This window comes from Mycobacterium sp. SMC-13, from assembly GCF_045311035.1.
Taxonomy (GTDB): Bacteria; Actinomycetota; Actinomycetes; order Mycobacteriales; family Mycobacteriaceae; genus Mycobacterium.
The window spans coordinates 304,817-328,121 of sequence record NZ_JBJIAI010000002.1 but is presented as its reverse complement, the minus strand read 5'-3'; the positions used below and the strand labels follow the sequence as shown (position 1 = coordinate 328,121).

Annotated in this window: 20 protein-coding genes; 11 read left to right on the top strand and 9 right to left on the bottom strand. The window is 66.6% G+C overall.

Features of this window, described 5'->3' with window-relative positions; genetic code table 11:
• Positions 1 to 23: 23 nt before the first annotated feature.
• The 5 genes from ACJH6I_RS04790 to ACJH6I_RS04770 all read left to right on the top strand — a co-directional run bounded on the left by ACJH6I_RS04790 (position 24) and on the right by ACJH6I_RS04770 (position 6,157).
• Complete coding sequence (locus ACJH6I_RS04790) at positions 24 to 2,360, top strand: hypothetical protein (RefSeq protein ID WP_318984176.1); 2,337 nt, start codon at positions 24 to 26, stop codon at positions 2,358 to 2,360.
• Positions 2,361 to 2,510: 150 nt separating this feature from the next.
• The gene (locus ACJH6I_RS04785; RefSeq protein WP_244872823.1) at positions 2,511 to 3,428 is read left to right on the top strand and encodes an ABC transporter substrate-binding protein; all 918 of its coding nucleotides are present in this window, start codon (positions 2,511 to 2,513) and stop codon (positions 3,426 to 3,428) included.
• Positions 3,429 to 3,496: 68 nt separating this feature from the next.
• Positions 3,497 to 4,228, top strand: a complete 732-nt coding sequence (locus ACJH6I_RS04780) for an ABC transporter ATP-binding protein (RefSeq protein ID WP_212814712.1) — start codon at positions 3,497 to 3,499, stop codon at positions 4,226 to 4,228.
• The gene (locus ACJH6I_RS04775) at positions 4,218 to 5,060 is read left to right on the top strand and encodes an ABC transporter permease (RefSeq protein ID WP_244872825.1); all 843 of its coding nucleotides are present in this window, start codon (positions 4,218 to 4,220) and stop codon (positions 5,058 to 5,060) included. The genes ACJH6I_RS04780 and ACJH6I_RS04775 overlap by 11 nt, the downstream gene beginning before the upstream one ends.
• On the top strand, positions 5,057 to 6,157 hold the full coding sequence (locus ACJH6I_RS04770; protein WP_318984177.1) for a hypothetical protein: 1,101 nt from the start codon (positions 5,057 to 5,059) through the stop codon (positions 6,155 to 6,157). Before ACJH6I_RS04775 ends, ACJH6I_RS04770 begins: the two co-directional genes overlap by 4 nt.
• 10 nt (positions 6,158 to 6,167) lie before the next feature.
• Here the strand turns inward: ACJH6I_RS04770 and ACJH6I_RS04765 are convergent, their stop codons facing one another.
• On the bottom strand, positions 6,168 to 7,121 hold the full coding sequence (locus ACJH6I_RS04765) for a helix-turn-helix transcriptional regulator (protein ID WP_318984178.1): 954 nt from the start codon (positions 7,119 to 7,121) through the stop codon (positions 6,168 to 6,170).
• A gap of 335 nt (positions 7,122 to 7,456) precedes the next feature.
• Here ACJH6I_RS04765 and ACJH6I_RS04760 point away from each other — a divergent pair, with 335 nt between their 5' ends.
• Positions 7,457 to 8,038 carry a PAS and ANTAR domain-containing protein gene (locus tag ACJH6I_RS04760; protein ID WP_318984301.1) on the top strand — a complete coding sequence of 194 codons (582 nt, stop codon included), beginning with the start codon at positions 7,457 to 7,459 and terminating at the stop codon, positions 8,036 to 8,038.
• Between the two features lie 30 nt (positions 8,039 to 8,068).
• Here the strand turns inward: ACJH6I_RS04760 and gap are convergent, their stop codons facing one another.
• Entirely contained in the window at positions 8,069 to 9,088 is a 1,020-nt protein-coding gene (gene gap / locus ACJH6I_RS04755) for a type I glyceraldehyde-3-phosphate dehydrogenase (RefSeq protein ID WP_318984179.1), read from the bottom strand.
• Positions 9,089 to 9,230: 142 nt separating this feature from the next.
• Here gap and ACJH6I_RS04750 point away from each other — a divergent pair, with 142 nt between their 5' ends.
• Positions 9,231 to 10,430, top strand: coding sequence for an ROK family transcriptional regulator (locus tag ACJH6I_RS04750; protein WP_318984302.1), 1,200 nt, complete (start codon positions 9,231 to 9,233; stop codon positions 10,428 to 10,430).
• Here ACJH6I_RS04750 and ACJH6I_RS04745 read toward each other — a convergent pair.
• Positions 10,419 to 11,444, bottom strand: a complete 1,026-nt coding sequence (locus ACJH6I_RS04745; protein ID WP_318984180.1) for a DNA topoisomerase IB — start codon at positions 11,442 to 11,444, stop codon at positions 10,419 to 10,421. The genes ACJH6I_RS04750 and ACJH6I_RS04745 overlap by 12 nt on opposite strands.
• Before the next feature lie 338 nt (positions 11,445 to 11,782).
• On the opposite strand from ACJH6I_RS04745, the gene ACJH6I_RS04740 reads away from it, so the two are divergent.
• The gene (locus tag ACJH6I_RS04740) at positions 11,783 to 12,013 is read left to right on the top strand and encodes a hypothetical protein (protein ID WP_318984181.1); all 231 of its coding nucleotides are present in this window, start codon (positions 11,783 to 11,785) and stop codon (positions 12,011 to 12,013) included.
• Between the two features lie 73 nt (positions 12,014 to 12,086).
• Here ACJH6I_RS04740 and ACJH6I_RS04735 read toward each other — a convergent pair whose 3' ends face one another.
• The 3 genes from ACJH6I_RS04735 to ACJH6I_RS04725 form a co-directional block, all read right to left on the bottom strand.
• Entirely contained in the window at positions 12,087 to 12,968 is an 882-nt protein-coding gene (locus tag ACJH6I_RS04735) for a universal stress protein (RefSeq protein ID WP_318984182.1), read from the bottom strand.
• The gene (locus ACJH6I_RS04730) at positions 12,965 to 14,791 is read right to left on the bottom strand and encodes an amino acid permease (protein WP_318984183.1); all 1,827 of its coding nucleotides are present in this window, start codon (positions 14,789 to 14,791) and stop codon (positions 12,965 to 12,967) included. Before ACJH6I_RS04730 ends, ACJH6I_RS04735 begins: the two co-directional genes overlap by 4 nt.
• 202 nt (positions 14,792 to 14,993) lie before the next feature.
• A complete protein-coding gene (locus tag ACJH6I_RS04725) occupies positions 14,994 to 16,226 on the bottom strand; it encodes a helix-turn-helix domain-containing protein (protein WP_318984184.1) in 1,233 nt (410 codons plus the stop codon).
• A 116-nt stretch (positions 16,227 to 16,342) separates the two neighbouring features.
• On the opposite strand from ACJH6I_RS04725, the gene ACJH6I_RS04720 reads away from it, so the two are divergent.
• Entirely contained in the window at positions 16,343 to 17,092 is a 750-nt protein-coding gene (locus ACJH6I_RS04720) for a hypothetical protein (protein WP_318984185.1), read from the top strand.
• Positions 17,093 to 17,095: 3 nt separating this feature from the next.
• Here ACJH6I_RS04720 and ACJH6I_RS04715 read toward each other — a convergent pair whose 3' ends face one another.
• From ACJH6I_RS04715 to ACJH6I_RS04705, 3 genes are all read right to left on the bottom strand, one after another.
• Positions 17,096 to 17,935 carry a cutinase family protein gene (locus ACJH6I_RS04715; RefSeq protein ID WP_318984186.1) on the bottom strand — a complete coding sequence of 280 codons (840 nt, stop codon included), beginning with the start codon at positions 17,933 to 17,935 and terminating at the stop codon, positions 17,096 to 17,098.
• Between the two features lie 182 nt (positions 17,936 to 18,117).
• Complete coding sequence (locus ACJH6I_RS04710; protein WP_406783813.1) at positions 18,118 to 18,852, bottom strand: sulfite exporter TauE/SafE family protein; 735 nt, start codon at positions 18,850 to 18,852, stop codon at positions 18,118 to 18,120.
• A 62-nt stretch (positions 18,853 to 18,914) separates the two neighbouring features.
• Complete coding sequence (locus ACJH6I_RS04705) at positions 18,915 to 19,574, bottom strand: isochorismatase family cysteine hydrolase (protein WP_318984187.1); 660 nt, start codon at positions 19,572 to 19,574, stop codon at positions 18,915 to 18,917.
• 135 nt (positions 19,575 to 19,709) lie between these two features.
• Between ACJH6I_RS04705 and ACJH6I_RS04700 the strand changes: the two genes are divergently transcribed.
• Positions 19,710 to 21,164 carry an aldehyde dehydrogenase family protein gene (locus ACJH6I_RS04700; RefSeq protein ID WP_318984188.1) on the top strand — a complete coding sequence of 485 codons (1,455 nt, stop codon included), beginning with the start codon at positions 19,710 to 19,712 and terminating at the stop codon, positions 21,162 to 21,164.
• Positions 21,165 to 21,348: 184 nt separating this feature from the next.
• Complete coding sequence (locus ACJH6I_RS04695; protein WP_318984189.1) at positions 21,349 to 23,178, top strand: acyl-CoA dehydrogenase; 1,830 nt, start codon at positions 21,349 to 21,351, stop codon at positions 23,176 to 23,178.
• Positions 23,179 to 23,305 lie beyond the last annotated feature (127 nt).

Here is a 23,305-nt window from a genome sequence, read left to right as displayed (position 1 = left end):
TGCATTGCGGAAAGGATGGGTTGATGTCTCGCGCGATTCCCCTCCGTCCGCAGCACTCGTTGAGCAGCAACGACTGCTCGGTGGCTGCCGTGCGCGACGCCATCACAGCGGAATTCGACGCGGTTCCCTTTCTCGGCGAGCTGCGGTGCTCACACACGTCGGTGGTCGCCGGAGCCGTGGAGGAGATCGTGTTCACCTACACGGTCGGCCGCTCGGGTATCGCGGACAGCGGCTGGCTCAAGTTGTGCTTCCGCTACTACTCCGACTGGGACCTGCAGACCGCTGATCCCGCCGGGCGCGACTACGCCGGCGCGCAGTTGGTCAGCCGGTCGCTCGTGGGACGCGCGTCCGAAGCCGGCGCGGCCACCGTGCAGCAACTGGCCGTCCGGTACGACGTCAAGGGCGGGGAGCGGCCGTTCCAGAAATCGCTGCTCATCCACGCGGTCGACGGCTACCTCCGGCCCGGCGACGTGATCGAAATCCGATTGGGGGACCGTCGATTCGGTGGTCCGGGCACCCGTGTGCAGACCTTTGTCGAGGACGCGTTCGAGGTGCATCTGTTCGTCGACCCGTTGGGTACGTCCCGGATGGCCCGGGCCGGCGTCAATCAACTCGCGATCGTGCCGGGGCCGCCTGATCAGGTGGTGGTCCGCGGACCGCGGCTGGTGCGCAGCGACGCCGGTACCGTCACGCTCCGCGCTCATCTGCAGGATCGGTGGGGCAACGCGTGCGCGGATACCGCGGCCACATTGCGCGCGCATATCGACGGCGCCGCCGTGGCCGAGGCGCAGACCCCGTCGGCCGGTTGGGCCAGTGTGTCGCTGGAAGTGCCGGCGTACGCCGCGCACATCCGGGTCGTCGACGAAACACACCCGGAGGTGCGGCCCGCCGAGACCATCGTCGACGTGATCGACGACCTGCCCGCCCCGCGGGCGTTCTTCACCGACCTGCACGTCCATTCCAACGACACGGTCGGCACGCAGGATACGGCCTGGAACCTGCGCTATGCCCGCGATATCGGCGCGCTCGACGTTGTCGGCTACACCGCCAACGACTTTCAGATCACCGACGAGGCCTGGATCGACGTCGTCGCCGCCTGCCGGGCCATCTCGGACGACGGGAGCCTGGTCTGCTACCCGGGTGTCGAATGGTGCGGCACCGCTGGTGTCGGTGGTGACCACAATGTCGTCTTTCTCGGCGACGACACCACGCTGGCGCGCTCACTGGAGTGGCACCAGGGGATGAGCAGCACCGTGCCCACACCGCAAACCTGGCCCATCACAGAGCTTTACGCCGCCTACGAAAAGGACCCGGACTCGTACCTGCTGATCCCGCACGTGGGTGGTCGGCGCGCGATCCTGGACTGGCACCATCCCGAGCTGGAACGGCTGATCGAAGTGCACTCGTCGTGGGGGAGCAGTCCCTGGTTCCTGGAAGATGCGCTGGCCCGCGGCCTTCGCCTGGGTGCCAGCGCCGCCAGTGACGAGCACCGTGGCCGACCCGGAGGCGGGGCGCCGGGAGCGAACATCTTCGGCGGATTCGGCGGTCTGACAGGCGTTCTCGCGCCCGAGCTCACGAAAGGCGACGTGGGACGCGCGCTGCGCGCACGCCGGACGTGGGCGACCACCGGAGCGCGTGCCGTCGCGCTGCTGCGCAGTGGCGACGCCTGGATGGGCGACGAAATCGACACCGACGAAACCGAATTGACCGCTGAATACGCGCTGTACGGCACATCCGGCTGGGACGAGATCGCCGTTCATGACAGCACCGGGCGGCTGTGGCAGCGCAACCTGCACATCGAAACGGGACTGTCCGACGAGTTGGTGCGCATCCGGTGGGGTGGCGCGCGGCACCGCGACCGATACCGGTGGGCGACGTGGTCGGGCGAAGTGCGGGTGTCGGGCACCGAGCTGCTCGACGTGACACCCTGGGCGGCAGCGCATCCGGAGCAACACTTCGACATTGCCGGCGAGTCCGTGCGCTGGCGGACCACAACCTACGGTTCGGACATCGGCGTCGTGGTGCGTTTGGCGGATCTCGCGGCGGCCGAATTCCACATCGAATCGTCGGTGCACGAGGACGGTCTGCGCGTGGAGCGCGACTTCTCGGGTGCCGAGTTGATCCGTACCGGTCACGTCGAGACCGCGGTGGGCGGACTGAATCTGCGCTTGCGTGCCGAACGGGTGGCCGAATTCTCCGCCCTGCCCACCACGGTGACCGGTGACCTCGTGCTCGGTCTGCCACAGGGCACCAGCGCCACGTACGTGCGCGCCACCCAGTCCGACGGCCATCAGGTGTGGACCAGCCCGCTGTTCGTCACGCGTTCGGGCGGCCGGACGCGATGTCCCGAGCCGGCCTGACCTCGCGTCTCACCCGCTCGATCGACATCAAGGAAAAACGTGTTCTCTCATCGTCATTTCACCAGGCTGCTCGCCCTGGGCGCGGCCGCCACTGCCGTCGTCGCGATTGCGGGATGCTCGTCGTCGACCAAACCGGCGTCGTCGTCGCCCGTGCCGCTGCGGCTGGGCTACCTGACTCGTGTCACCCACGCGCCGGCGCTCATCGGCGTCAATGACGGGCTGTTCGCAAAGCAGCTCGGTTCGGGGGTGACGTTCACCGCGCAACCGTTCAGCACTGGCACCGAAGAGATCACCGCGCTGTTGTCGGGCCATCTCGACGCCGCGTACGTGGGACCCAACCCCGCATTCAACGCCTGGCAGAAATCGAATGGCAAAGCCATCAAGGTCATTTCGGGCGCGGCCAGCGGCGGCACCTCGTTCGTCGTCCAACCGGGCATCACGTCTGCGCAGGACCTGAGGGGCAAGACGGTGGCCGACCCTGCCCTTGGCGGCACCCAGGACGTCAGCCTCCGTGACTGGCTCGCCAAGAATGGTTTGAAGACCGATACCCAAGGCGGCGGCGATGTTTCGGTCAAGCCGACCAACCCGGAATCGGCGATCGTCCAGCAGTTCGTGAGCAAGCAGATCGCCGGTGCCCTGGATTCCGCGCCGTTCGACGTGCAGATGATAAAAGCCGGCGGCGTGCGGTTGTGGTCGGACCCCAACACCATCACGGTGCTGGTCGTGCGCCAGGACTTCCTCGCCGCACATCCTGATGCCGTGGCCGGGCTGCTGCGCGGCCAGGTCCAGGCGAACGACAAGATCGGTGCCGATCCCGCTGCCGCGGCCCAGTCCGCCAACGCCGCCCTAGCGAAAACGCTTGGCAAGGGGCTGGATCCGGAGGTTCTCGCCGAGTCATTCAAGGAGACCACGTTCACCAACGATCCGGGGATCGCTTCGCTGCGCGACCAGGTCGGCAAGGCCGTGGCCATCGGCTTGTTGCAGCCGCTGAACATCGACGGCCTCTTCGATCCGGCGCCGCTCAATGCGGTGCTGGCGGCGTCGGGCAAACCGGCGGTTGCGGCGTGACCAGCTGTGCGCATGCCGGCGAGATCACCGTGACCGTGCCGGCGCCGCCTCCGGTACCGCGGCCGGCGTTGGAACTGGCTGAAGTGACCAAGCGCTATGGAAAGGGCCCGGGCGCGGTAGCGGCCTTGGACCCGATCAGCCTGACTGTCACAGCAGGTGAATTCGTCTGTCTGGTCGGTAGTTCCGGCTGCGGCAAGAGCACGCTGTTGTCGATCATCGCCGGGCTGGACGCGCCGACGAGCGGAACGGTCGACACGTTCGGCCGGCGGGTGGCACTGATGTTTCAGGAGCCGGCCCTGTTTCCCTGGCTGACCGCCGCCGCCAACGTCGATCTGGCACTGCGGGCGCGGGCGGTGCCGCGGGACGTGCGCCGAGAGCGGGTGGCGCGCCTGCTGGCCACCGTCGGACTGACCGATTTCGCCGGCAAGCGTCCACATCAGTTGTCCGGTGGCATGCGGCAGCGGGTTGCGCTGGCCCGCGCGCTCGCTCAGGACGCCGACGTGCTGTTGATGGACGAACCTTTTGGCGCACTGGATGCGTTGACCCGTGATCTGCTGCATGAGGAACTCGAGCGCATAGTCGAATCACGCGGACTGACAGTTGTTTTCGTCACGCACAACGTACGAGAAGCGGTTCGCCTGGCTGACCGGGTGATTCTCCTGGGGGCTCGACCGGGTCGCGTCGTCGAAGAGTTCCACGTGCCGGCATCCCGCCCCCGCCAGATCAATACCGCCGATGTCGCTGAGTTGGCGGCACACATCACGGCGCGACTGCACGAGGAAGGCAACCGTGGTCGGTAGTGGAGTCGCCGATCTGGCGCGGTCGTCACGGCAGCACGCAGGTCGGCTGCAGCCGGTGTTGGCATCGATGTGGGCGAAGGCACTGGCCTTGCTTGTGGTGTTGGGGGCGTGGCAGCTGGTTTGCCTGACCGGCTGGAAATCGTCGGTGATCCTGCCCAGTCCCGTGGCGGTCGGCACCACGCTGTGGCAGCAGCTGCACGAGGCGGTGTTGTGGCAGGCGGTTTCGACGACGATGGCGCGGGCCGTCGTCGGTTTCGGGCTGTCGCTGCTGATCGGCACGGTGATCGGCGCCGTCCTGTCCCGGAACACACTGCTGCGCAGTACTTTCGGTCCACTCATCACCGGTCTGCAGACGATGCCGGCGATCGCCTGGTTCCCCTTCGCGATCATCTTCTTCGGCCTCGACACCTCGGCCATCCTGTTCGTCATCGTCATCGGTGCCGCGCCGTCGGTGGCGCTCGGCGTCATCTCGGGGGCCGACCACATTCCGCCTCTGCAGTTGCGTGCGGCGAAGACCATGGGGCTGAGGCGGTTTGCGTTGTACCGGCACGTCATTCTCCCGGCGTCACTGCCGACATTCGTCAGCGGTTTGCGTCAGGGTTGGGCGTTCGCGTGGCGGAGCCTGATGGCCGGCGAACTGGTGGTGATGGTCGCCGGCACCGCATCGATCGGGGTGCTGCTGGAGAACGCGCAGAACATGAGTGACATGCCGCTGGCCATCGCCGTCATGATCGTCGTGCTGGTGATCGGCATCGTCGTCGACTCGGTGTTCGGCCTGGCGGACAGCCAGATCCGCCGGTACTGGGGACTGGTCGACGGTGACCGCGAATGACCGGTGGCGTGAACCCTTTTCGCCTCTGGGCGTTCGGCGACGCCCACGTCGGCACCGACCGCCGGTTCGGCAGAGACAGCCTGGCCGAGGCGATATCGCAGTCTGAATTCGGTGGGTCCGACGGCGGCCCGGCGTTCGACTGGGACATCGCGCTCGATGTCGGCGACATGTCAGGTGCCCACCACCACCTTCCCGACGATGCCGAGGGGCGAGAGCTGCGGCGGCAGTTCGACAGCCTGCGTCGCCATCGGCGCGAGGACATCTACAGCGTGTGCGGCAATCATGACCGCAGCGGTCTGGACGAACCCGAGGCCTGGTGGTGGCAGAAATGGGTCGACCCGCTCGGGCGGCACACGGCGTTTTCCGGCGTCGACAGCGCGCGCCGGCCCTTTCCGGTCGACGGCGTGTGGCAGCACTACTCGTTCCGGGTGGGGAACCTGTTGTTTCTCATGCTGAGCGACCGCAACGAACCCACGCAGTCTGTCGGTCGCGGCCCGTTGGGCGGTAACCCCGGGGGAGTCGTCAGCGGCGAGACGTTCCGATGGTGGAAAGCCATGGTGCTGGCCAACCCCGACGCGATCATCGTGACGGTGCACCACTACGTCCTCAAGGACACCACGGTCGCCTCGGGAGAGTGGGAAGGTGTGCGCCGCGATGCCGACGGGCGGTTGGTGGAGCACTATCACCGGCCGTTCGAGGCAGGCACACCGCAAGGGGCGTCATACCTGTACTGGGTGGACAGTCGGCCGGACTCGGGCGCTTTCGAACAGTTTCTGGCCGCGCATCCGGGCCGGGTTCAGCTGTGGATCGCGGGGCACACCCACACCCATCCCGACGACAATTTCGGCGGCAAGAGCCACATCGAACAACGCTGGGGCACATGGTTTCTCAACGTCGCCTCGCTGAGCCGGCACCACATGCCGATCACGACGCTGCCGCTGAGCCGGTTGTTGACGTTCACCCCGGGCAGCGCGGAAGTCCGGGTGCAGTGCTACCTGCACACCAGCCAGCACGGGCCGCAGGGTTGGTATGACAAGGCGGAGAAGGTGATTGCGCTGCAGGCGCCGTTTCGCTGGAGCGGCTCACCGGCGGACTGACGCGAGAACGTCAGCTGCGCAGCGTCTGGTGGGGACTGCAGCCGAAGGTCTGCCGGTAGGTCACCGCGAATCGCCCGGTGTGGGCGAAACCCCAGCGGAGGGCGACGGCGCTCACCGTGGTGGTCGCGACATCGCCGGCCAGCAGCTCGCTGTGGGCCCGGTGCAGCCGGGCCGTACGCAGGTACTGCATGGGCGTGGTGTCCAGATGCCGGCGGAACATGTACTGGACCGCTCGCGGTGTCACGTAGATGGCTTCGGCGATGTCACTGAGGGCGATATCGCGGTGGGCGTTCTCGTCGATGAACGCGATCGCGCGGCGCAGCAGTGGTTCGTTCGAATCCCGGCGATCGACGGGGGTCGGTTCGGTTGTCGCCGTATTGGGCAGTGCGGCAAGCATACTGGCGGCCAGATGCTGGGCGGCGGTGGCGGCCACCAGTTCCGACGTACGTGCCTCCGGTGACGGCAGCACGTGATCCCGCAGGTAACCGATCAGCGCTCCGAGTTGGCGCCCCGCCGCGGCCGAGACGGGCCGGTGTCCGAGGAGCCGCACGGGTTGTGACCGCCGACCAGGGCCGGTGTTCGCAACGCGGTTCAGTAATGCGGGATCGAACATCGTGAGGTCGTAGTGCGCGTGCGACAGCCGGCCTGTGTAGGGGAGCTCCGGTGGCGCCAGGAGCGTCACGTCGCCGGCGGTGAAGGCGTCGGACGGTTCGCCGATGATGTCCTGTTCGAGCACGCCCGAATGCATGCGGCAGATGCAGACGCGCTCCAGGGGGTTGACGGCATAGCCGACGCTGTAGGTGAAGTGGAGTTCGTCGATGCTGACCGTGCCGGCTCGTTGCCGTTCGTGGCGCAGCAACGTCTGGTCGTCGTCATCGGTTTGCAGGCGCATCTTCGCGTACCTGCGGCCCAGGAACTCCTCGGTGGCACCGAGATCTTCGCTTTCGAATATTCCCGTGTCCACATGACTCCCATCCGCTGCACGTACCGGCGGCCGAGCAGCAGGTTATGAACGCTGCCTGCGATGTCAATCGTAGGACTATCCAACAAACGCAAGGTCACGTTCGCAAACGCTTCGCTTGATGGCCTTAACACCGGCGGGGAACGCGGCTATCGTCAGCTATCGCTTCACCGGAACTGAGGGGTTGCACTTGTCGAGGTATCGGCCCGGCCATCGCCTGATTGCGTCGACAAGTGCGCACCGCGGTGTCTGAGACACCGATTGACGAGCCCGGGACGGAGACCACCGCCGCCCAGTGGGACGCGGTCACGGTCCTGTCCGGCGGTCACGCGCACGACATCGGCAGGTTCCAGTTCTTCGTCGCCGAGCAGCGCTGGGTGTGGTCCGACGAGGTGGCCCGTATGCACGGCTACCGGCCGGGACAGGTGCAACCCACCACCGAACTGCTGTTGAGTCACAAGCATCCCGACGACCGTGCCAAGGTCGCCGACATCCTCCAGCGGGTGCAGGCGGGCGGTTTGTTCAGCAGCCGGCATCGGATCGTCGATGTGCACGGGCAGACGCATTGGATGGTGGTGGTGAGCGATCATCTGACCGACTCGGCGGGGAAGGTGATCGGAACCCAGGGCTACTACATCGACGTCACTGCCGGCCTGCAGTCGGACCTGACGGCGGCCATGGGCCACGTCGTCGAATCTCGCGCGGCCATCGAGCAGGCCAAGGGCATCTTGATGATCGCTTATGACGTCGACGACGCCCGGGCCTTCGAGATTCTCAAGTGGCGTTCGCAGGCGACCAAACAAAAGCTCAAAGACGTTGCGGCACAGTTGGTCGGTTCCTTGCGGCGCACCGGTCTGTCGGCCGAGAGCATCAGCACCATCGACCAGCTGCTCTTGGCCGACGAGCGATCCGCGGAGTAGGCGCGAATCGCATCGCCGGCGTCCGTGCGGCTACAGCGACTTCGCGACCAGTGCGGCGAGATCTCCGATGCGGTTGGAGTAGCCCCATTCGTTGTCATACCAGGACACGACCTTGGCTTGGTTGTCGATGACCTTGGTCAGTCCCGCATCGAACAGCGAACTGTGCGGGTCGGTGACGATATCGGACGACACGATCGGCGCGTCGTAGTACTTCAAAATCCCCTGCAGCGGACCCTCGGCCGCCGCCCGCATCGCCGCGTTGATGTCCGCCGCACTCGCGGATTTCCCCAGCTCCGCGGTCAGATCGGTCACCGACCCCGTGGGCACCGGCACCCGCAACGCATACCCGTCCAACTTGCCCTTGAGCTCGGGCAACACCAACCCGATCGCCTTGGCCGCCCCCGTCGAGGTCGGCACGATGTTGATCGCCGCCGCCCGCGCCCGCCGCAAATCCTTGTGCGGCCCATCCTGCAGATTCTGATCCTGCGTATAGGCGTGAATCGTCGTCATCAACCCGCTCACGATCCCGAACTCATCGTTCAACACCTTGGCGATCGGGCCCAGACAATTCGTCGTGCACGACGCATTCGAGATGATGTCCTGACTACCGTCGTACTTGTCATCATTGACACCCATCACGATCGTGATGTCCTCACCGGTCGCCGGTGCGGAGATGATCACCTTCTTGGCCCCGGCCTCCAGATGCCCGCGCGCCTTGGCCGCATCGGTGAAAATGCCGGTCGATTCCACCACGATGTCCACACCCAGATCGCCCCACGGCAGCGCCGCCGGACCGTCCTTGACCGCCAGCGCCTTGATCTTGGTGTCCCCGACGATCAGGGTGTCCCCGTCCGCGCGCACCTCATAGGGCAACCGGCCCAGGATCGAATCGAACTTCAACAGATGCGCCAACGCATCCGTGGAAGTCAAGTCGTTGACCGCGACGATCTCCAGATCGGCGTTCTTCCCCGCTGCCTTTTGCGCATCCAGGGCCCGAAAGAAGTTACGCCCGATACGCCCGAAACCGTTGACGCCGATCCGAATAGTCACTGCCGATACTCCTCGCTTGATCGTTTCAGGACGAACCATACACTCATTAGGATTTTCTGCAAGCTAATTATGTATTTCAAATACCTAACTAGCCCTGACTTACGCTTGCGCCGGCATGTGTCGCCTTGCTTCAATGGCAGCCATGGCGCTCAGCGGCACGTCGGTGTCACCTACTGCCGGCGAAGTGTTCGCCGTGATCAGGGATCACCGGGCTATTACCCGTAGCGAGATCGGCCGAATCACCGGTCTGTCGCGCACCGCGGTGACTGCGCGAATCGCGGCGCTGGAAGCCGACAATCTGGTGATCGAGCCCGAGCACGTCGCAACTACGGGCGGACGTCCGGCGGCGCAGCTCATGTTCAACGTGGATGCCGGCATCGTCTTCGCGGTGGCCATCGGGCGGAGCCGCACGCAACTGGCGTTGTGCAATCTCGCCGGCGACATCCTTGCGACCGCCGACATCGATCAGGAGCCCGGTATGGGCCCGGGCGATCTGATGCCCGATCTGGTGAAGCGGCTCGGCGAACTCCTGGACGACTCCGGGCGCCGCGGCGACCGCATATTCGGCATCGGTCTGAGTCTTCCCGGCACGGTCGATCAGCAGCTCGGGGCGAGCCTGGACTCGCCGAACATGAGTGGTTGGGACGGTGTGCCGTTGGCGCCGTACTTCCGGCACCTCGCCGACGCGCCGGTGGTCATGGACAACGATGCCAATGTGATCGCACTGGCCGAACGCCGCTTCGGATTCGCCGATGTGCAGGACATGCTGGTCGTCAAGGCGTCCACCGGGTTGGGCGCCGGCATCGTGATGGGGGGCCAACTCCGGCGCGGCGCGGTGCAGGCAGCGGGGGACTTCGGGCACAGCAAGATCGCGGCGGCTGCCGGTATCTCGTGCCGCTGCGGTGACACGGGTTGCGTCGAGGCGGTCGCCGGCGGCTGGGCGATCGTGCGCGATCTGCGGCGTGAAGGGTATGCCGTGGGCCACCTGCGTGACGTCGTGGCGTTGGCGCACAGTGGGGATGCCAAGGCCCGCAGCAAGATTCGTGACAGTGGTCGACATGTCGGCGAAGTGCTCGCGGCCGCGGTCAACCTGATCAACCCCGCCGTGTTGGTCGTGGCCGGTGACATGGTCGGTGCTTACGACGTGTTCGTGGCCGGTCTGCGAGAAACCTTGTACGGCAACGCCAGCACGCTGGCCACCCGCACGCTGCAGGTCGTCCCGTCGGTGCTTCAGGAGCGCGTCGGCATCATCGGCTGCGCGACCACGGCGCTCGATCACATCTTGAGTCCGCAGATGGTCGATACCTCTCTGCAGACCAGGCTGGCCCACTCACGTACCTGATGCTCGCGCCATGCGGCGGATGAGTTTCCGGGTGGCTCTTTCCAGGATCTCCTGAGCCGCAGCGTCATTCCGCTGCTTCTCGGCACGCCTGACGGCCGCGGAAATCGTCAGACCTTGTTCGTACGCCGTCACCACCCGGGGGTCGACATACGAACTCCGCGCCACTGCAGGGGTGTTGCCGAGTTCGTCGGCGACCTCGCGGAAGACCGAAGTCCGGGCGCGGCGGATGGCTGCCTTCGTATCCGCCGGCGCGACGGAGGCGAAGCCCGCGGCGGCCAATACGGTGCCGTGCCATGTTCTCAGGTCCTTGACGCTGTACTCCTCGCCGACAAGCTCTTTGAATCGGGCATTGAGGTCGTCGGCATGGAGCTCTACGCACCCCGAACCGGTGCGGCAGTAGAAGAGTCGATCGGTTGGGTCTCGTCCGCGGCGTAGCGCTCGGACCGCTCGGACCACTTGTTGGTCTGCCAGTTCCAGATGGCGCTGTACGCCGCTCTTCGCCGGGTAGTCGAATATCACTGTGCCGCTGCGCACCTCGACGTGTTCGCAACGCAGCGTGGCCAGTCCGCGCGAGTCGTTCTCCTGGGCGTACTCCTCGCCGCCGGCGCGGAAATACCCGAGGTCGATCAGATGCAGGGCCACCGCGAGCACGCGCTCGCGGTGCAGTCCGCGGCCGGTGAGGTCGGCTGCGATCCGGTTTCGCCACTCGGGCAGCGCCGTGGAGAGCTGGAGCACGCGGTCGAACTTCTCCTCGGTGCGTTCCTGCTGCCACACGGCGTGATAGAGGTACTGGCGGCGTCCCGCGGCGTCGGTGCCCACCGCCTGGATGTGTCCGTTGCGGTGGGGGCTGATCCAGACTTTCCGCCACGCCGGTGGTATCACCAGTTCGCGAATCCGTTGTAGCGTCGCTTCGTCGGTGACGGGAGTGCCGTCGGCGTCGTAGTAGGAGAAGCCGTTGCCGCGCCGCCTGCGCGTGATCCCGGGCGATGCGATGTCGCTATGTCGCAGCCTCATGGCTCACCTGCCCGGTGTCTGTGTCGCACCGTCCGTCCTTACCCCGGATCGCCTGCGGCGACACCTCGTCGACGCGTGCGTCAACCCCGGCGGTACCGGGCAAAATGATGCGTAGATCACAGTGTCCTACGTCACACCCTGAGCAGTCTGCTCAACATTTCCGCTGGCTGTTGACGTGCTCATCGCGACACGGCAGATTTCGCTGCACCGATTGCTTGTGGTTGGCTTTGCCGCTCCCGATCTGCTTTGGAGATTGCGGGACACGAGGGTCGGAGGTGCGAGCGGCTCGGGGCTGCGGGCACCAATCCTGCACAGGCAACAACACACTGAGGAAATTGATGTCTCGTTCACGTCTGACCAACGCCGTCACCATCCGTCGTCTGGCTGCCGCAATCGGCGCCGGCGCTCTCGTGGCCATGGGGGCCGCCACCGTCGCGGTTGCCGAGCCGGCGCGGGAGAACCCGGTGGGCGCCAATGGCTCGACGACCACCAAGGAGGCGCCTCCCACCGCGCCGCTGACCCCGTCGGCCAGCCCCGTCGTCAAGGCCGCGCCCTACGGTAAGAGCTAGATAGAAGCTCAAAGGCCAACTGTCGCAAGCTGTTCAATACGGCAAGCGATAGTTGGCCTTTCGGCCGACGAACTCAGGCGCGCGGCATGATCATCACCGGGACCGGTGAATGACGCAGGATTTTCGCCGCTGCCGATCCGAGAAACACCCGGGCGGACTGCCCGGCCGCGCCCGATCCGAGCAGCAGCACATCACCTGATGCCCAGCCCGTGTTCTCCACGGCCTGCTGCCAATCCCGCCCGCTGCTGACGACCATGTCCACATCGGGCACGGCCAGATCTTCGCGAATTCTGTTGAGCTGCTTGGTGACATCGTCGGCGGTGCGTTTCGACCACTGCGCGACCACCATGTCCTCGGCACCCGCCTCGAGCGAGGGCCCGCCGAATGCCCACGCGGGCCGGACGGTGTACGCCACGATCCGCAGCTGGGCGTTCCAGTCCTTCGACAGCTCCGCGGCCGCCCGGATCAATCCGTTGGTGTCGGCCTCGCCGCCGTAGGCCGCGGTGAGGCGGCGGATCGGCTCGTGACTGAAGGCGTATCCGCGCGGCGCGATCGCCACCGGCACCTGCGCGGTGTGCACCAGCCGCTCCGTCACGCTGCCGAGAGCAACGCGTCCCAGCAGGCCGGACGACGACGATCCGAGCACCACGGCGCGGGCCTCGAACTCCTGCGCGAGCTCGAGCAAACCGGTTGGGATGGAGCCGGATTCGTGAACCAGCGTGGGTACGTCCGGTCGCCCGGGGAGGCCGTTGACGACGGCCTGCAAGGACTGGGCCGTCTGCGCCTTAACGTGGCGCAGGTATTCCTCCTCGACGGGGTCGTTGCGCGGCGGCCACGAGCGCTCGAGAACCGCTGCCGCGATGACCTTCTCGCCCGTGGTCCTCGCGATCTGCACAGCGAGGTTGATCGGGGCGCTGCCCTGCCGGGAGGCGCTGAACCCGGCGATGATCGTCACGCGACAGGCTCCTCGGCGGGAGTCATCGCGATCACGTTGGTCACCGGGATGTTGTAGTCGGACCGGGCGCGGTCGACCACATCGAAGCGGTGCCAGATCGACTGTTCCGGTGGCTCTGTCGCGATGACGATCTGATCCGGGTGGAATTCGTCCACGCCGGCGGCCAGCGCGCGCAGCGGGCGGTAGTCGCCCAGCTTGCCGTCGGCCTCCAGGTTCGCCGAGTGCAGCGCCGCCAGCGTCTGGTCGAGACGTTGCTGGGCAAGGACTTTGGTGGCCTCCCAGACATCGAGGGGGCTGTGCGAGGCGGCGGCGCCGGTCTCGATCGGGCTGACCGGCACCACCACGTGATAGGTCGTGGCGTTGTCGGCGCCGATGGCGCGCAGTTCGTCGAGCAGCTCCTCGGAGCCGACGGTTTCGTTGGCCAGCACCAGTACCCGGTGCGGCCGCTCGGTCGCGATGACGGGCTCCGGGACCGGCCGGCGGGAGTTGAACCAGCGGTTGGCGAAGAACAGCCCGATCACCACGGCCCAGGACAGCAGGCTCAGCGTCAGGGCCCTTCGGTTGTCTCCGCCCTGGACGTACATCTGAACCAGGATGGCGGTCATCGCCAGCGCCGTGATGATCGACAACACGGGGAACAGCCACATTTTGACCTTGAGCTTGTCGCCGCCGTTGCGGTACCGCAGCACGATCTGGGAGATGGCGATCAAGAGGTAGACGAAGAGGATGACGGCGCCGCTGGAATCCAGCAGGAACTTGAAGATGAAATCGGGCGAGAAGGCCGAGGCGATGACACCCAGGAAACCGATGACCGACGATGTGAGAATGGCGGCCGCCGGAACGCCGCGACGGGTGACGGAGACGAGCTGGGCGGGCGCCTCTCGGCGGGCGGCCAGCACGAACAGCATGCGCGAGGCGGTGTACATGCCCGAGTTCAGGCAGCTCAAGACTGCGGTCAGGACAACCGCGTTCATGATGTGGTCGGCGTAGGGGATACCCATCGCGGTGAAGGCCGAGACGAACGGCGACGCGGCGAGCTGCTTGCCGTTCCACGGCAGGATGGTCACCAGCAGGAACGCCGAGCCGACGAAGAAGACGGCGATGCGCATGATGACCGAGTTGGCGGCCTTGGCGACAGCGCGCTCAGGGTCGGTGGACTCGGCGGCGGCGATGGTCGCGATCTCGGCGCCCACCATCGAGAAGATCACGGTGACGACACCGACGGTGACCGCGGACGAGCCCAGCGGGAAGAAACCGCCGTGCGCGGTCAGGTTGGAGAAATCCATGGATTTGTGCGGCCACAGACCGAGCACGAAACAGGAGCCCAGTCCGATGAACACGATGATGGCCGCGACCTTGATGCTGGCGAACCAGAACTCGAACTCGCCGAACGACGACACAGAGAACAGATTCGTCGCCGTCATCGCGATCAACAGCAGTAGGGCTGTGAGCCATATCGGTGCCGCGGGCAGCCAGTACCGAATGATCTTCGCGCCGGCGATCGCCTCGAATCCGACGACGATCACCCAGAAGTACCAGTACAGCCAGCCGATCGAGAAGCCGGCCCAGTTGCCCAAGGCATTGCGGGCGTAATCGGCGAACGAGCCGGTCGACGGATTGGCCACCGCCATCTCGGCGAGCATCCGCATGATCATGATGATCAGCACGCCGGCGAGCGCATACGTGATGAACGTGCCGGGACCGGTGTCTTTGATGACGACACCGGAGCCGACGAACAGCCCGGCGCCGATCACGCCCCCGATCGCGATCATGGACAGTTGGCGTTGGCTCAGTGCCTTGTTGAGGGTCGGTGTCCCGCTCACGTCGTCTCCTTCGCGCTGCCCCGACGGCGTTGTCAGGGCGTTTTCAGCCCACGCCCAGCGACAGATGTGAGCTGCACCACTATTTGGTGTGTGCGAATACTAAGCCGGTCAGCACGGCATGCGGGGGCCGAAGGAGGCGCCATCTTGTCGGAACATCCGGCCGTTTTTCCGACAGGAGTCGGAAGGCCGCCGGCGCCTGGTATCAGCGGCGGCGCAGTCGGGCCAGCCGGATGCTGAGCATGAGATCGAAGCGGGCTTCGCCGTCGGTGAGGTCGGTGACGTCGTCACCGAGAGCCTGGGTGATCTTCTCCAGGCGGTAGTACAGCGTCGAGCGATGCAGGTGCATGGTGTCGGCCGCGCGCCGGGCATCGCCGCCGGAGGACAGATAGGCCTCGAGCGTCTGGATGAGGTCGTCGCGTCCCTCGGCCAAGAGCGCCGCGACGCCCGGATGGATCAGCGCGTCGAGTTCGTCTGGAGCGTCGGCGAGGCTGTCGGCGACCAGCGCGACCGCCCGCCACGACCCGGCCGCGGTCCAGTCGAGCGCCGCCTCGCCCGGGCCGGCGCCCGCGGCGGCCAGGGTGCAGGCCAGCCGGGCATCCCGAAATGACTGGGCGGCCTGGGCCAGGGGCAGCCGGCTACCGGACCAGCCGATGACCGGCGCGTCATCGAAGGTGGCCCGGATCGACGAGGTCACGGTCTCGGCGAGTCGCTGCGGCGAGACCCGCACGTGCGCGGGGCAGAAGGCGAAGACGCTCACGGGATTGCCGGGCAGGATGAACCAGTTGTGCGTTCGCTCGACGGCGGACAGCCGCAGGCGTAGTGCGGTGAGACGCTGCTCGGTCTCCGCGGCGTCCCCGGACGGGACGAACGCGAAGACGGTGAGCAGGCTGTCCGGCTGTGCCATGCCCTGGGCGCTGAGCTCGAGGAGCACCGCGTTCAGCGGCTCGCCCGCACCGGCCGCCAACAGGCGGGTGAGCACGGCCTGACGCGCGGACTCGACGGCCCGCTCGGCGGTTTGGCGCCGATCCAGGACCGCCACCAGATCCGCGCCGGCCTGGTTCGCCAGGGCACGCTCGGCCGCGCTCAGTGACTGCTCCGGGTCGATCACCCACAGGTAGCCGAAATGGTTCGCGGCCGATCGAACCGGCACGCAGTACCGCGCCACCATGGCGTACTGGGGCAGCGGCGGAATCGCGACGCCCGGGTCGGCGTCATCGATTCCTAGGGCCTGAAGCTCTGCTATGACTTCGGGTTTCGTGGTGCGCTCGAGGAGGCTGTGCATTCGCACGTCGTCGACGGTCCCGAGCTGGCGGCTGAAGGTCATGGGCGTCATCGCCGTGTCGTCCAGCAGGACCGCGCGATTCAGCGATCGGGCCAGCAGGTCGACGATCAGCTGAATGTGGGCACTGGGATCGGTGCCGTGCGGTTCCGCCATACGCTCCCATTCGGATCTGTGTCGGCGGCACTGCGCTCACAGGAACCGCAACGTTTGTTGCCGGTATCGTCGCACGCGCTCCGCGGCGGACGGGGCGTTGACGGTGGAGATGGACGATGTTGCCCGCAATGTGGTCGGAAGTGCGTTGGGCCTTCACGCCGCCGCGCACCTGGCTGCTGGGCGTGGCGGCCAACGTCGTGCTCGCCCTGCTGTGGCTTGCCGTGGAGCCGCTGACCTCCGGGGGACGCCATCACCACGATTGGGTGATCCTGGTCGGCACGTACTTCTCGTCGTTCGTGCTGGCCGACACCACGACAACCAATGTGCTTGGCGCCGACCATGATCGGGTCCGGCAGCGGCTGGCCGAATCGGTGTCGCCATGGCGGATATTGCTGCAGAAGAACCTGGCGCTGCTGATTCTCGTCGGACTTCCGACGCTCGTGGTTGCCGCGGTGCTCACCGTCTGGTTGGAGACTCCGGCCCGGCTCGGTGTGACGATCCCGAATGTCGCGGTGCCGATCGTGTCCTGGCTGGGCGTCGGCAACGCGGTGTCGGTATTGCTGCCGGTTGCTGAAGTGCGGTTGGTGCAGCGGTGGGGCCAGCGTCACGACCGGCGCCGTATCGCATTCTGGCTGTCGTCGCTGGTGCTGCCGTACGTTCTGTATTTCGTCGCCGACCCGGTCGGCGGGGTGGAGCACCGGGAATTGTGGCGGAAGCTACCGAACGCCGTCGCCCATGTTTTCGGTCCCGTCCTCGGCCGCGACACCAAAAGCGCTGTGCACCTTGCTATCGCGGTCGGCGTGTGGATCGCCGGGACACTGTTTGCCGATTGGTGGGTGCGGCGCCGTGGCGTGCAGTTCCGGTAGCGGCTACGGGGCCGGCGCTGCGTCCGGTGCCGTCGCGGCCTGCTCCGGTCCCGGGAGCCACGGTGCGCTCGCCGGCATATGGGCCGGCGCCGCGGTGGACGGCGGAGTCCCGGCGGGCGCGGGCCGACCGCGCCCGGCCTGATCGGCGGCCTGGATCGTCGTCGATGACCACGGCGCGGGTCCGGCCAGTGCGTCGGCCGCCCACCCCGCCTGCAGTTGCCTCACGGCGAAGTTCACGCCCTGGTTGACCAATCCGCTGTCCACGTAACTGTTGTGGGCGTCGAAGCTCGATCCGTGTGCATCGCACACCAGGTCGTTGGGGGCACAGAGATCGGTGGTTTTGGGTTGGTAGACCGGGCCGACCGTGACAGCGGGAGAGCCGATGGCGCGCATGAACCGTGGCGAGGGCTTGCCGAACAAGGCTACGGCGGCAACGTGATCCGCGACGTCGGGTGGCATGGGAGTCGGCACTTCGGCGGCGGAGACGCCGTCGGGAATGGTGCCTGCGGTGACGAAGCCCGCAACGGCGGCGCCCTGTGAGAACCCGCCGAGCACCATCTTGGTCCGGGGACAGGCCGCCGCGGTCGTCACGATTTGCCTACGCGCGTCACGGATTCCGTCGACGGCGGTGGGGAAGTCGGTGGTCGCGGGATAGTCGACCGCGTACACATCAAGGGTTTTCGGGCTGATGGCGGTGCGCAGCGAATCGATGAACGCCGTCCCCACCCCGCCGGGTCCGGGCGCTTCGTCGGTGCCGCGGGCGAATATGACCTGGGCGTCGGGGCATTCGGCCGCGTGTGCTGTCTGCGGTAGGGCCGCGGAGATCAATCCTGGCGGTACCACCAGGATTGCGGCCGTAGTCAGGCTTCTGATGCGGCTTCTGCTTCTGCTTGGCCTCACGGGTTCATGCTGACACACCGGCACCCCATCCGCTCGTTAGCTGGGCCCGGCGCGTTCGAATCGTGACATACCAAAAGTCGGTTATTGCGTGTTAGCGGTGACGAATTCGGCCGATGGCGCGCCGGCTACCGCAGCATCATGACGGTGAACGCGACGACACTGACGACGACGATGCAGGCGCGTAAGGCGTTGGGCGGCAGGCGGCGTCCGATCCTGGCTCCGATGTAGCCGCCGATGGTCGAGCCGACGGCCAGCAGCAGCGCCGGTAGCCAGGCCACCTGGCCGACGATGATGAAGATGATGGCCGCGACCGAATTGACCAGTCCCACAGAGATGTTCTTGACGCCGTTGAGGCGCTGCAGATCTTCTGACACGAACAGCCCGAACAGGGCCATCATGATGATGCCTTGCGCCGCACCGAAATAGCCGCCGTAGACCGCGCACCCGAACACGCCCGCGTAGAGCGGCGCGGCATGGTCGGTGGACCGCGGCGCGCCGCGCCGGGCATCCAGCGCCCGGCGCAACAGGGGTTGCACCAGCACGAGCGCGCCGGCCAGCAGGATCAGCCATGGCACGACCGCGGTGAAGGCGCCGGGTGGCAGTTTGAGTAGCAGCACGGCGCCGACGATCGCGCCGGCCAGCGACACCACCCCGAGCCGGAGGATGCGGGCGCCCTGGCCGCCGAGCTCGTGCCGGTAGCCGTAGGCACCGGTGAAGTTCCCCGGCACCAGGCCGACCGAGTTGGACATGTTGGCCACCAGTGGCGGGTAACCGACGGCCATCAGCACGGGGAAGGTGATCAGGCTGCCGGAGCCCACCACGGCGTTGATCACTCCTGCGGCGACGCCGGCCAGCAGCACCGCCGTGATCGCGAGGGCGGTCAGGATCGCGTCTTACTGTGCGGTCTCACCCCGTGAATTGTTCACTGGCGTTCCTGTGTGGTTGCAGTGGCCCGGAAGAACTGCTCGACGTCCGCGGTCGTGAGCGTCTCGACGCCGATGAGTGCCAGGTCGGCGAGCCGCTCGGGTGTCACCTGGGACGTGGCGTCGGTGACCAGCGCGGCGCGGAAGTCCCGCTCGGAGGCGTCGAACAGGGTGGCGCGGGGACAATTCGGCAGGTTGCAGCCGGCCACCACGACGGTGTTCACCGCGAGGTCGCGCAGATGCACTTCCAATGCCGTGCGGTAGAACGCCGACCACCGTGGTTTGAACATGACGACCTCACCCGGCGCCACCTGCTGGACGCCGCCGGCCAGTAGCGAGTCGTAGTCCAGGGGGTGCGCCAGCAGTTCCCCGGGTACCGCGGCGCCGTCGGTGTGCGGTGCGGCGATCTGCTTGCCGGACTCGATGGCGGCCCGGCGCGGCGGGTCGGCGTCGCTGCCGCCGGGGACGTACAGCCGCACGATGTGCACGATCGGCCGGTGCGCCGCGCGGAACGCCGCGAGCAGCCGGGCCATCGCGGGCACCCGTTCGGCGGTGCCGTCGACCTGCGACGGACCCGAGACGAAATCGTTCTGCACGTCGATCAGCACCAGGGCGCTGCGTGCCAGGTCAGGGGAGGTGTAGTCGTGGCCGGCAGACACGGACCCGATCTTTCCAGACAACCCGCCGGCGTGAGCCACTCTTGACGACCTGATCGCGGCAATGCTAAGCAACTGCACAGCATTTGTTGCGCGCCCACCCCGGGGCGCGGGCTCGCTGACGATGAGAGGCACGCGATGACGCTGCAGTCGGTCTTGGAGGACATCCAGAAGCGCCCGGGTACGGGTGAGCTCATCCCGATCATCGATCCGGTGAGCGAGGAGCAGATCGGCGAGTTCACCGATTGCGGCCCTGAGTTCGTCGACGAGGCCGTCGCCCGCGCCAAGTCGTCCTTCGAATCCGGTGTCTGGTCCGGTCTGCCGGGCCGGGAACGCGCCAAGATCCTGTGGCGCATCGCCGACCTGATCGACGAGCACGCCGCCGAGTTCGCGGCCATCGACTCGGCCAACACGGGCATGATGAAGATGCAGTCCGAGCTCGTCGTGCCGACGTGCGCCGAGTTCTTCCGCTATTACGCCGGCTGGTGTTCGAAGATCAACGGCACCGCCTACGACATCCGCACCAGCGGCATCGCGTCGGACGCCTACGTCGACCAGCACGGCTACACGCTGCGTGAGCCCTACGGCGTCGTCGGCCTGATCTTCCCGTGGAACGGCCCCATCTTCAACGCCTGCGCCAAGGTCGCCCCTGCGCTGGCCGCGGGCTGCAGCAGCCTGGTGAAACCCGCTGAGGAGACCCCGCTTTCGGCGCTGCTGCTGGACCGGTTGATCCACGAGGCGGGCGTGCCCGAGGGGGTCGTCAACCTGATCACCGGGTACGGCCACACCGCGGGCGCCGCCATCACCGCGCACCCCGACGTCGAGAAGGTCGCGTTCACGGGTTCGACGGAAGTGGGCAAGGAGATCGTCAAGGCTTCGGCGGGCAACCTCAAGAAGGTCATGCTGGAACTCGGCGGCAAGTCGCCGGTGCTGATCTTCGACGACGCCGACCTGGACAAGGCCATCTTCGGTGCGGCCATGGGCATCTTCATCCACTCCGGCCAGGGATGTGTGTGCGGCTCAAGGATTTTCGTGCAGCGCGGCGTCTATGACCAGGTGGTCGAGGGTATCGCGAACGTCGCCAACTTCATGAAGTACGGCGGACCGGAGGAAGAGGGCGTGATGAGCGGCCCGCTGATCAGTGCCAAGCAGCTGAATCGGGTTCTGGGCTTCATCGACGAGGGCAAGAACGACGGCGTCGAGATCGTCGCGGGCGGGTACCGGCTGGACCGCAAGGGCTACTTCGTGCACCCGACGGTGCTGACCAACGTCGATCCAGGCATGCGCCTGTACCAGCAGGAGATCTTCGGGCCGGTGGTCAGCATCCTGCCGTTCGACACCGAGGACGAGGCCGTCGCCATGGCCAACGACACGAGCTACGGACTGGCGGCCACCGCGTGGACCACCAACGTCAGCCGGGCGCACCGCATCGTCAAGCGCCTGCAGGCCGGCAGCGTTCAGGTCAACTGCCAGTTGGTCTTTGACCACGACCTGCCGTTCGGTGGCTACAAGCAGTCCGGCTGGGGCCAGGAGTTCGGTCGCGAAGGCCTCGAGGCCTACCTGAAGAACAAGAGCGTGATCGTCCAGTTGTAGCCGGCCCTGGGATTTGTGCACGTTTTTCCGCGCAGACCGCGAAGAATCGTGCACAAATCCCCGGGGGGACGCGGTGTGGTGGAGGTCACATGTGGGTGTGACCTCAGAACCTTCGGGTCCGTAACCGTAGGTTGGCGAGACTTACGGTTGCGTACCTCGTGGCGCGACGCGGATCCTGAGCTGCGTGAGCCACTACATCGCCAATCTGCGCGATATCGAATTCAATCTGTTCGAAGTGCTGCCGCTCCGCGCGGCCCTGGATGCGGGTGGCTACGGCGACCTCGATGCCGATACGGCGCGATCCATCCTCGACGAGATCTCGAAGCTCGCCGAAGGCGTTGTCGCCGAGACGTTTGTCGAAGCCGACCGCAACCCGCCGGTGTTCCTGCCCGACGAGCACCGCATCACGGTGTCCGAGGAGCTGGCCAAGACCGTGCGGGTGGTCAAGGAGGCCGAATGGTGGCGCCTGGGCCTCGATGAGCGCGCCGGTGGTACGCCGGCGCCGGCGGCGCTGGTGTGGGCGACGCAGGAGATGCTCATCAGCGCGAACCCGTCGGCGACGTTCCTGTACGGCCTGGGGCCGGCGATGGCGCACACGCTGGCCGAGGTGGGTACCGAGGAGCAGCAGCTCTGGGCGCGGACGGCCATGGACAAGGGCTGGGCGGGCACCATGGTGCTGACCGAGCCGGACGCCGGCTCCGATGTCGGGGCGGGACGGGCCAAGGCCATCGAACAGCCTGACGGCACCTGGCACATCGAGGGCGTCAAGCGCTTCATCTCCGGTGGCGACGTCGGTGACACCGCGGAGAACGTCTTCCACCTGGTGCTGGCCCGGCCCGAGGGCGCGGGCCCGGGTACCAAAGGGCTGAGCTTGTTCTTCGTGCCCAACTTCCTGTTCGACCCCGAGACCCTCGAGCTGGGCGAGCGTAACGGCGTGTACGTCACCGGCCTGGAACACAAGATGGGCATCAAGTCGTCACCGACGTGTGAGTTGACGTTCGGCGCCCACGGAAAGCCCGCGATCGGCTACCTCGTCGGCGGCGTGCACAACGGCATCGCGCAGATGTTCAAGGTCATCGAGAACGCCCGGATGACGGTGGGTGTCAAGGCCGCCGGCACCCTGTCCACCGGCTACCTCAACGCGCTGGCCTACGCCAAGGAACGCATCCAGGGTGCCGATCTCACCCAGATGGCGGACAAGACCGCGCCGCGCGTGGCGATCATCGAGCACCCCGATGTGCGACGCAGTCTGATGACGCAGAAGGCCTACGCCGAAGGTCTGCGCGCGGTCTACCTGTACACCGCGGCCTACCAGAATGCTGATGTCGCGCAACTCGTTTCGGGTGCCGACGCCGATCTGGCGCACCGGGTGAACGACCTGCTGCTGCCCATCGTGAAGGGCGTCGGCTCCGAGCGCGCCTACGAGATGCTCTCCGAATCGCTGCAGACACTCGGCGGGTCCGGCTTCCTGCAGGATTACCCGATCGAGCAGTACATCCGCGACGCTCGCATCGACGCGCTGTACGAGGGCACGACGGCCATCCAGTCGCTGGACTTCTTCTTCCGCAAGATCATCCGCGACCAGGGCGCGGCGCTGGCCCACGTGTCGAGCCAGATCACCGCAACCATCGATGGTGCCGGGCCGGAGCTCAAGGCCGAAACCGACCGGCTGGCAACGGCTCTCGCCGACGTCCAGGCGATGGCCGCCGCGCTGACCGGCTACCTGATGGCGGCCCAGGGGGATCCCGAGCAGCTGTACAAGGTGGGTCTGGGCTCGGTGCGCTTCCTGCTCGCGGTCGGCGACCTGGTGATCGGTTGGCGGTTGATCCTGGCCGCCCAGATCGCCCTGGCGGCGCTCGACGGCGCCTCCGAACGCGACCACGCGTTCTATACCGGCAAGGTGGCGGTGGCGAAGTTCTTCGCCAAGAACATGCTGCCGCTGTTGACCTCGGTGCGCGGGGTGATCGAGACGCTCGATACCGACGTCATGGAGCTGGAGACCTCGGCCTTCTAGGGATTTGTGCACGATTTTCCGCGTCTGCCGCGAAAAATCGTGCACAAATCGCCAGTAGTCGAACAGATCACAGTTCCGGCCGTCGATTGCCGTGGATCTGGTGCCGCCGTGGAAAATGGTCCAAGGC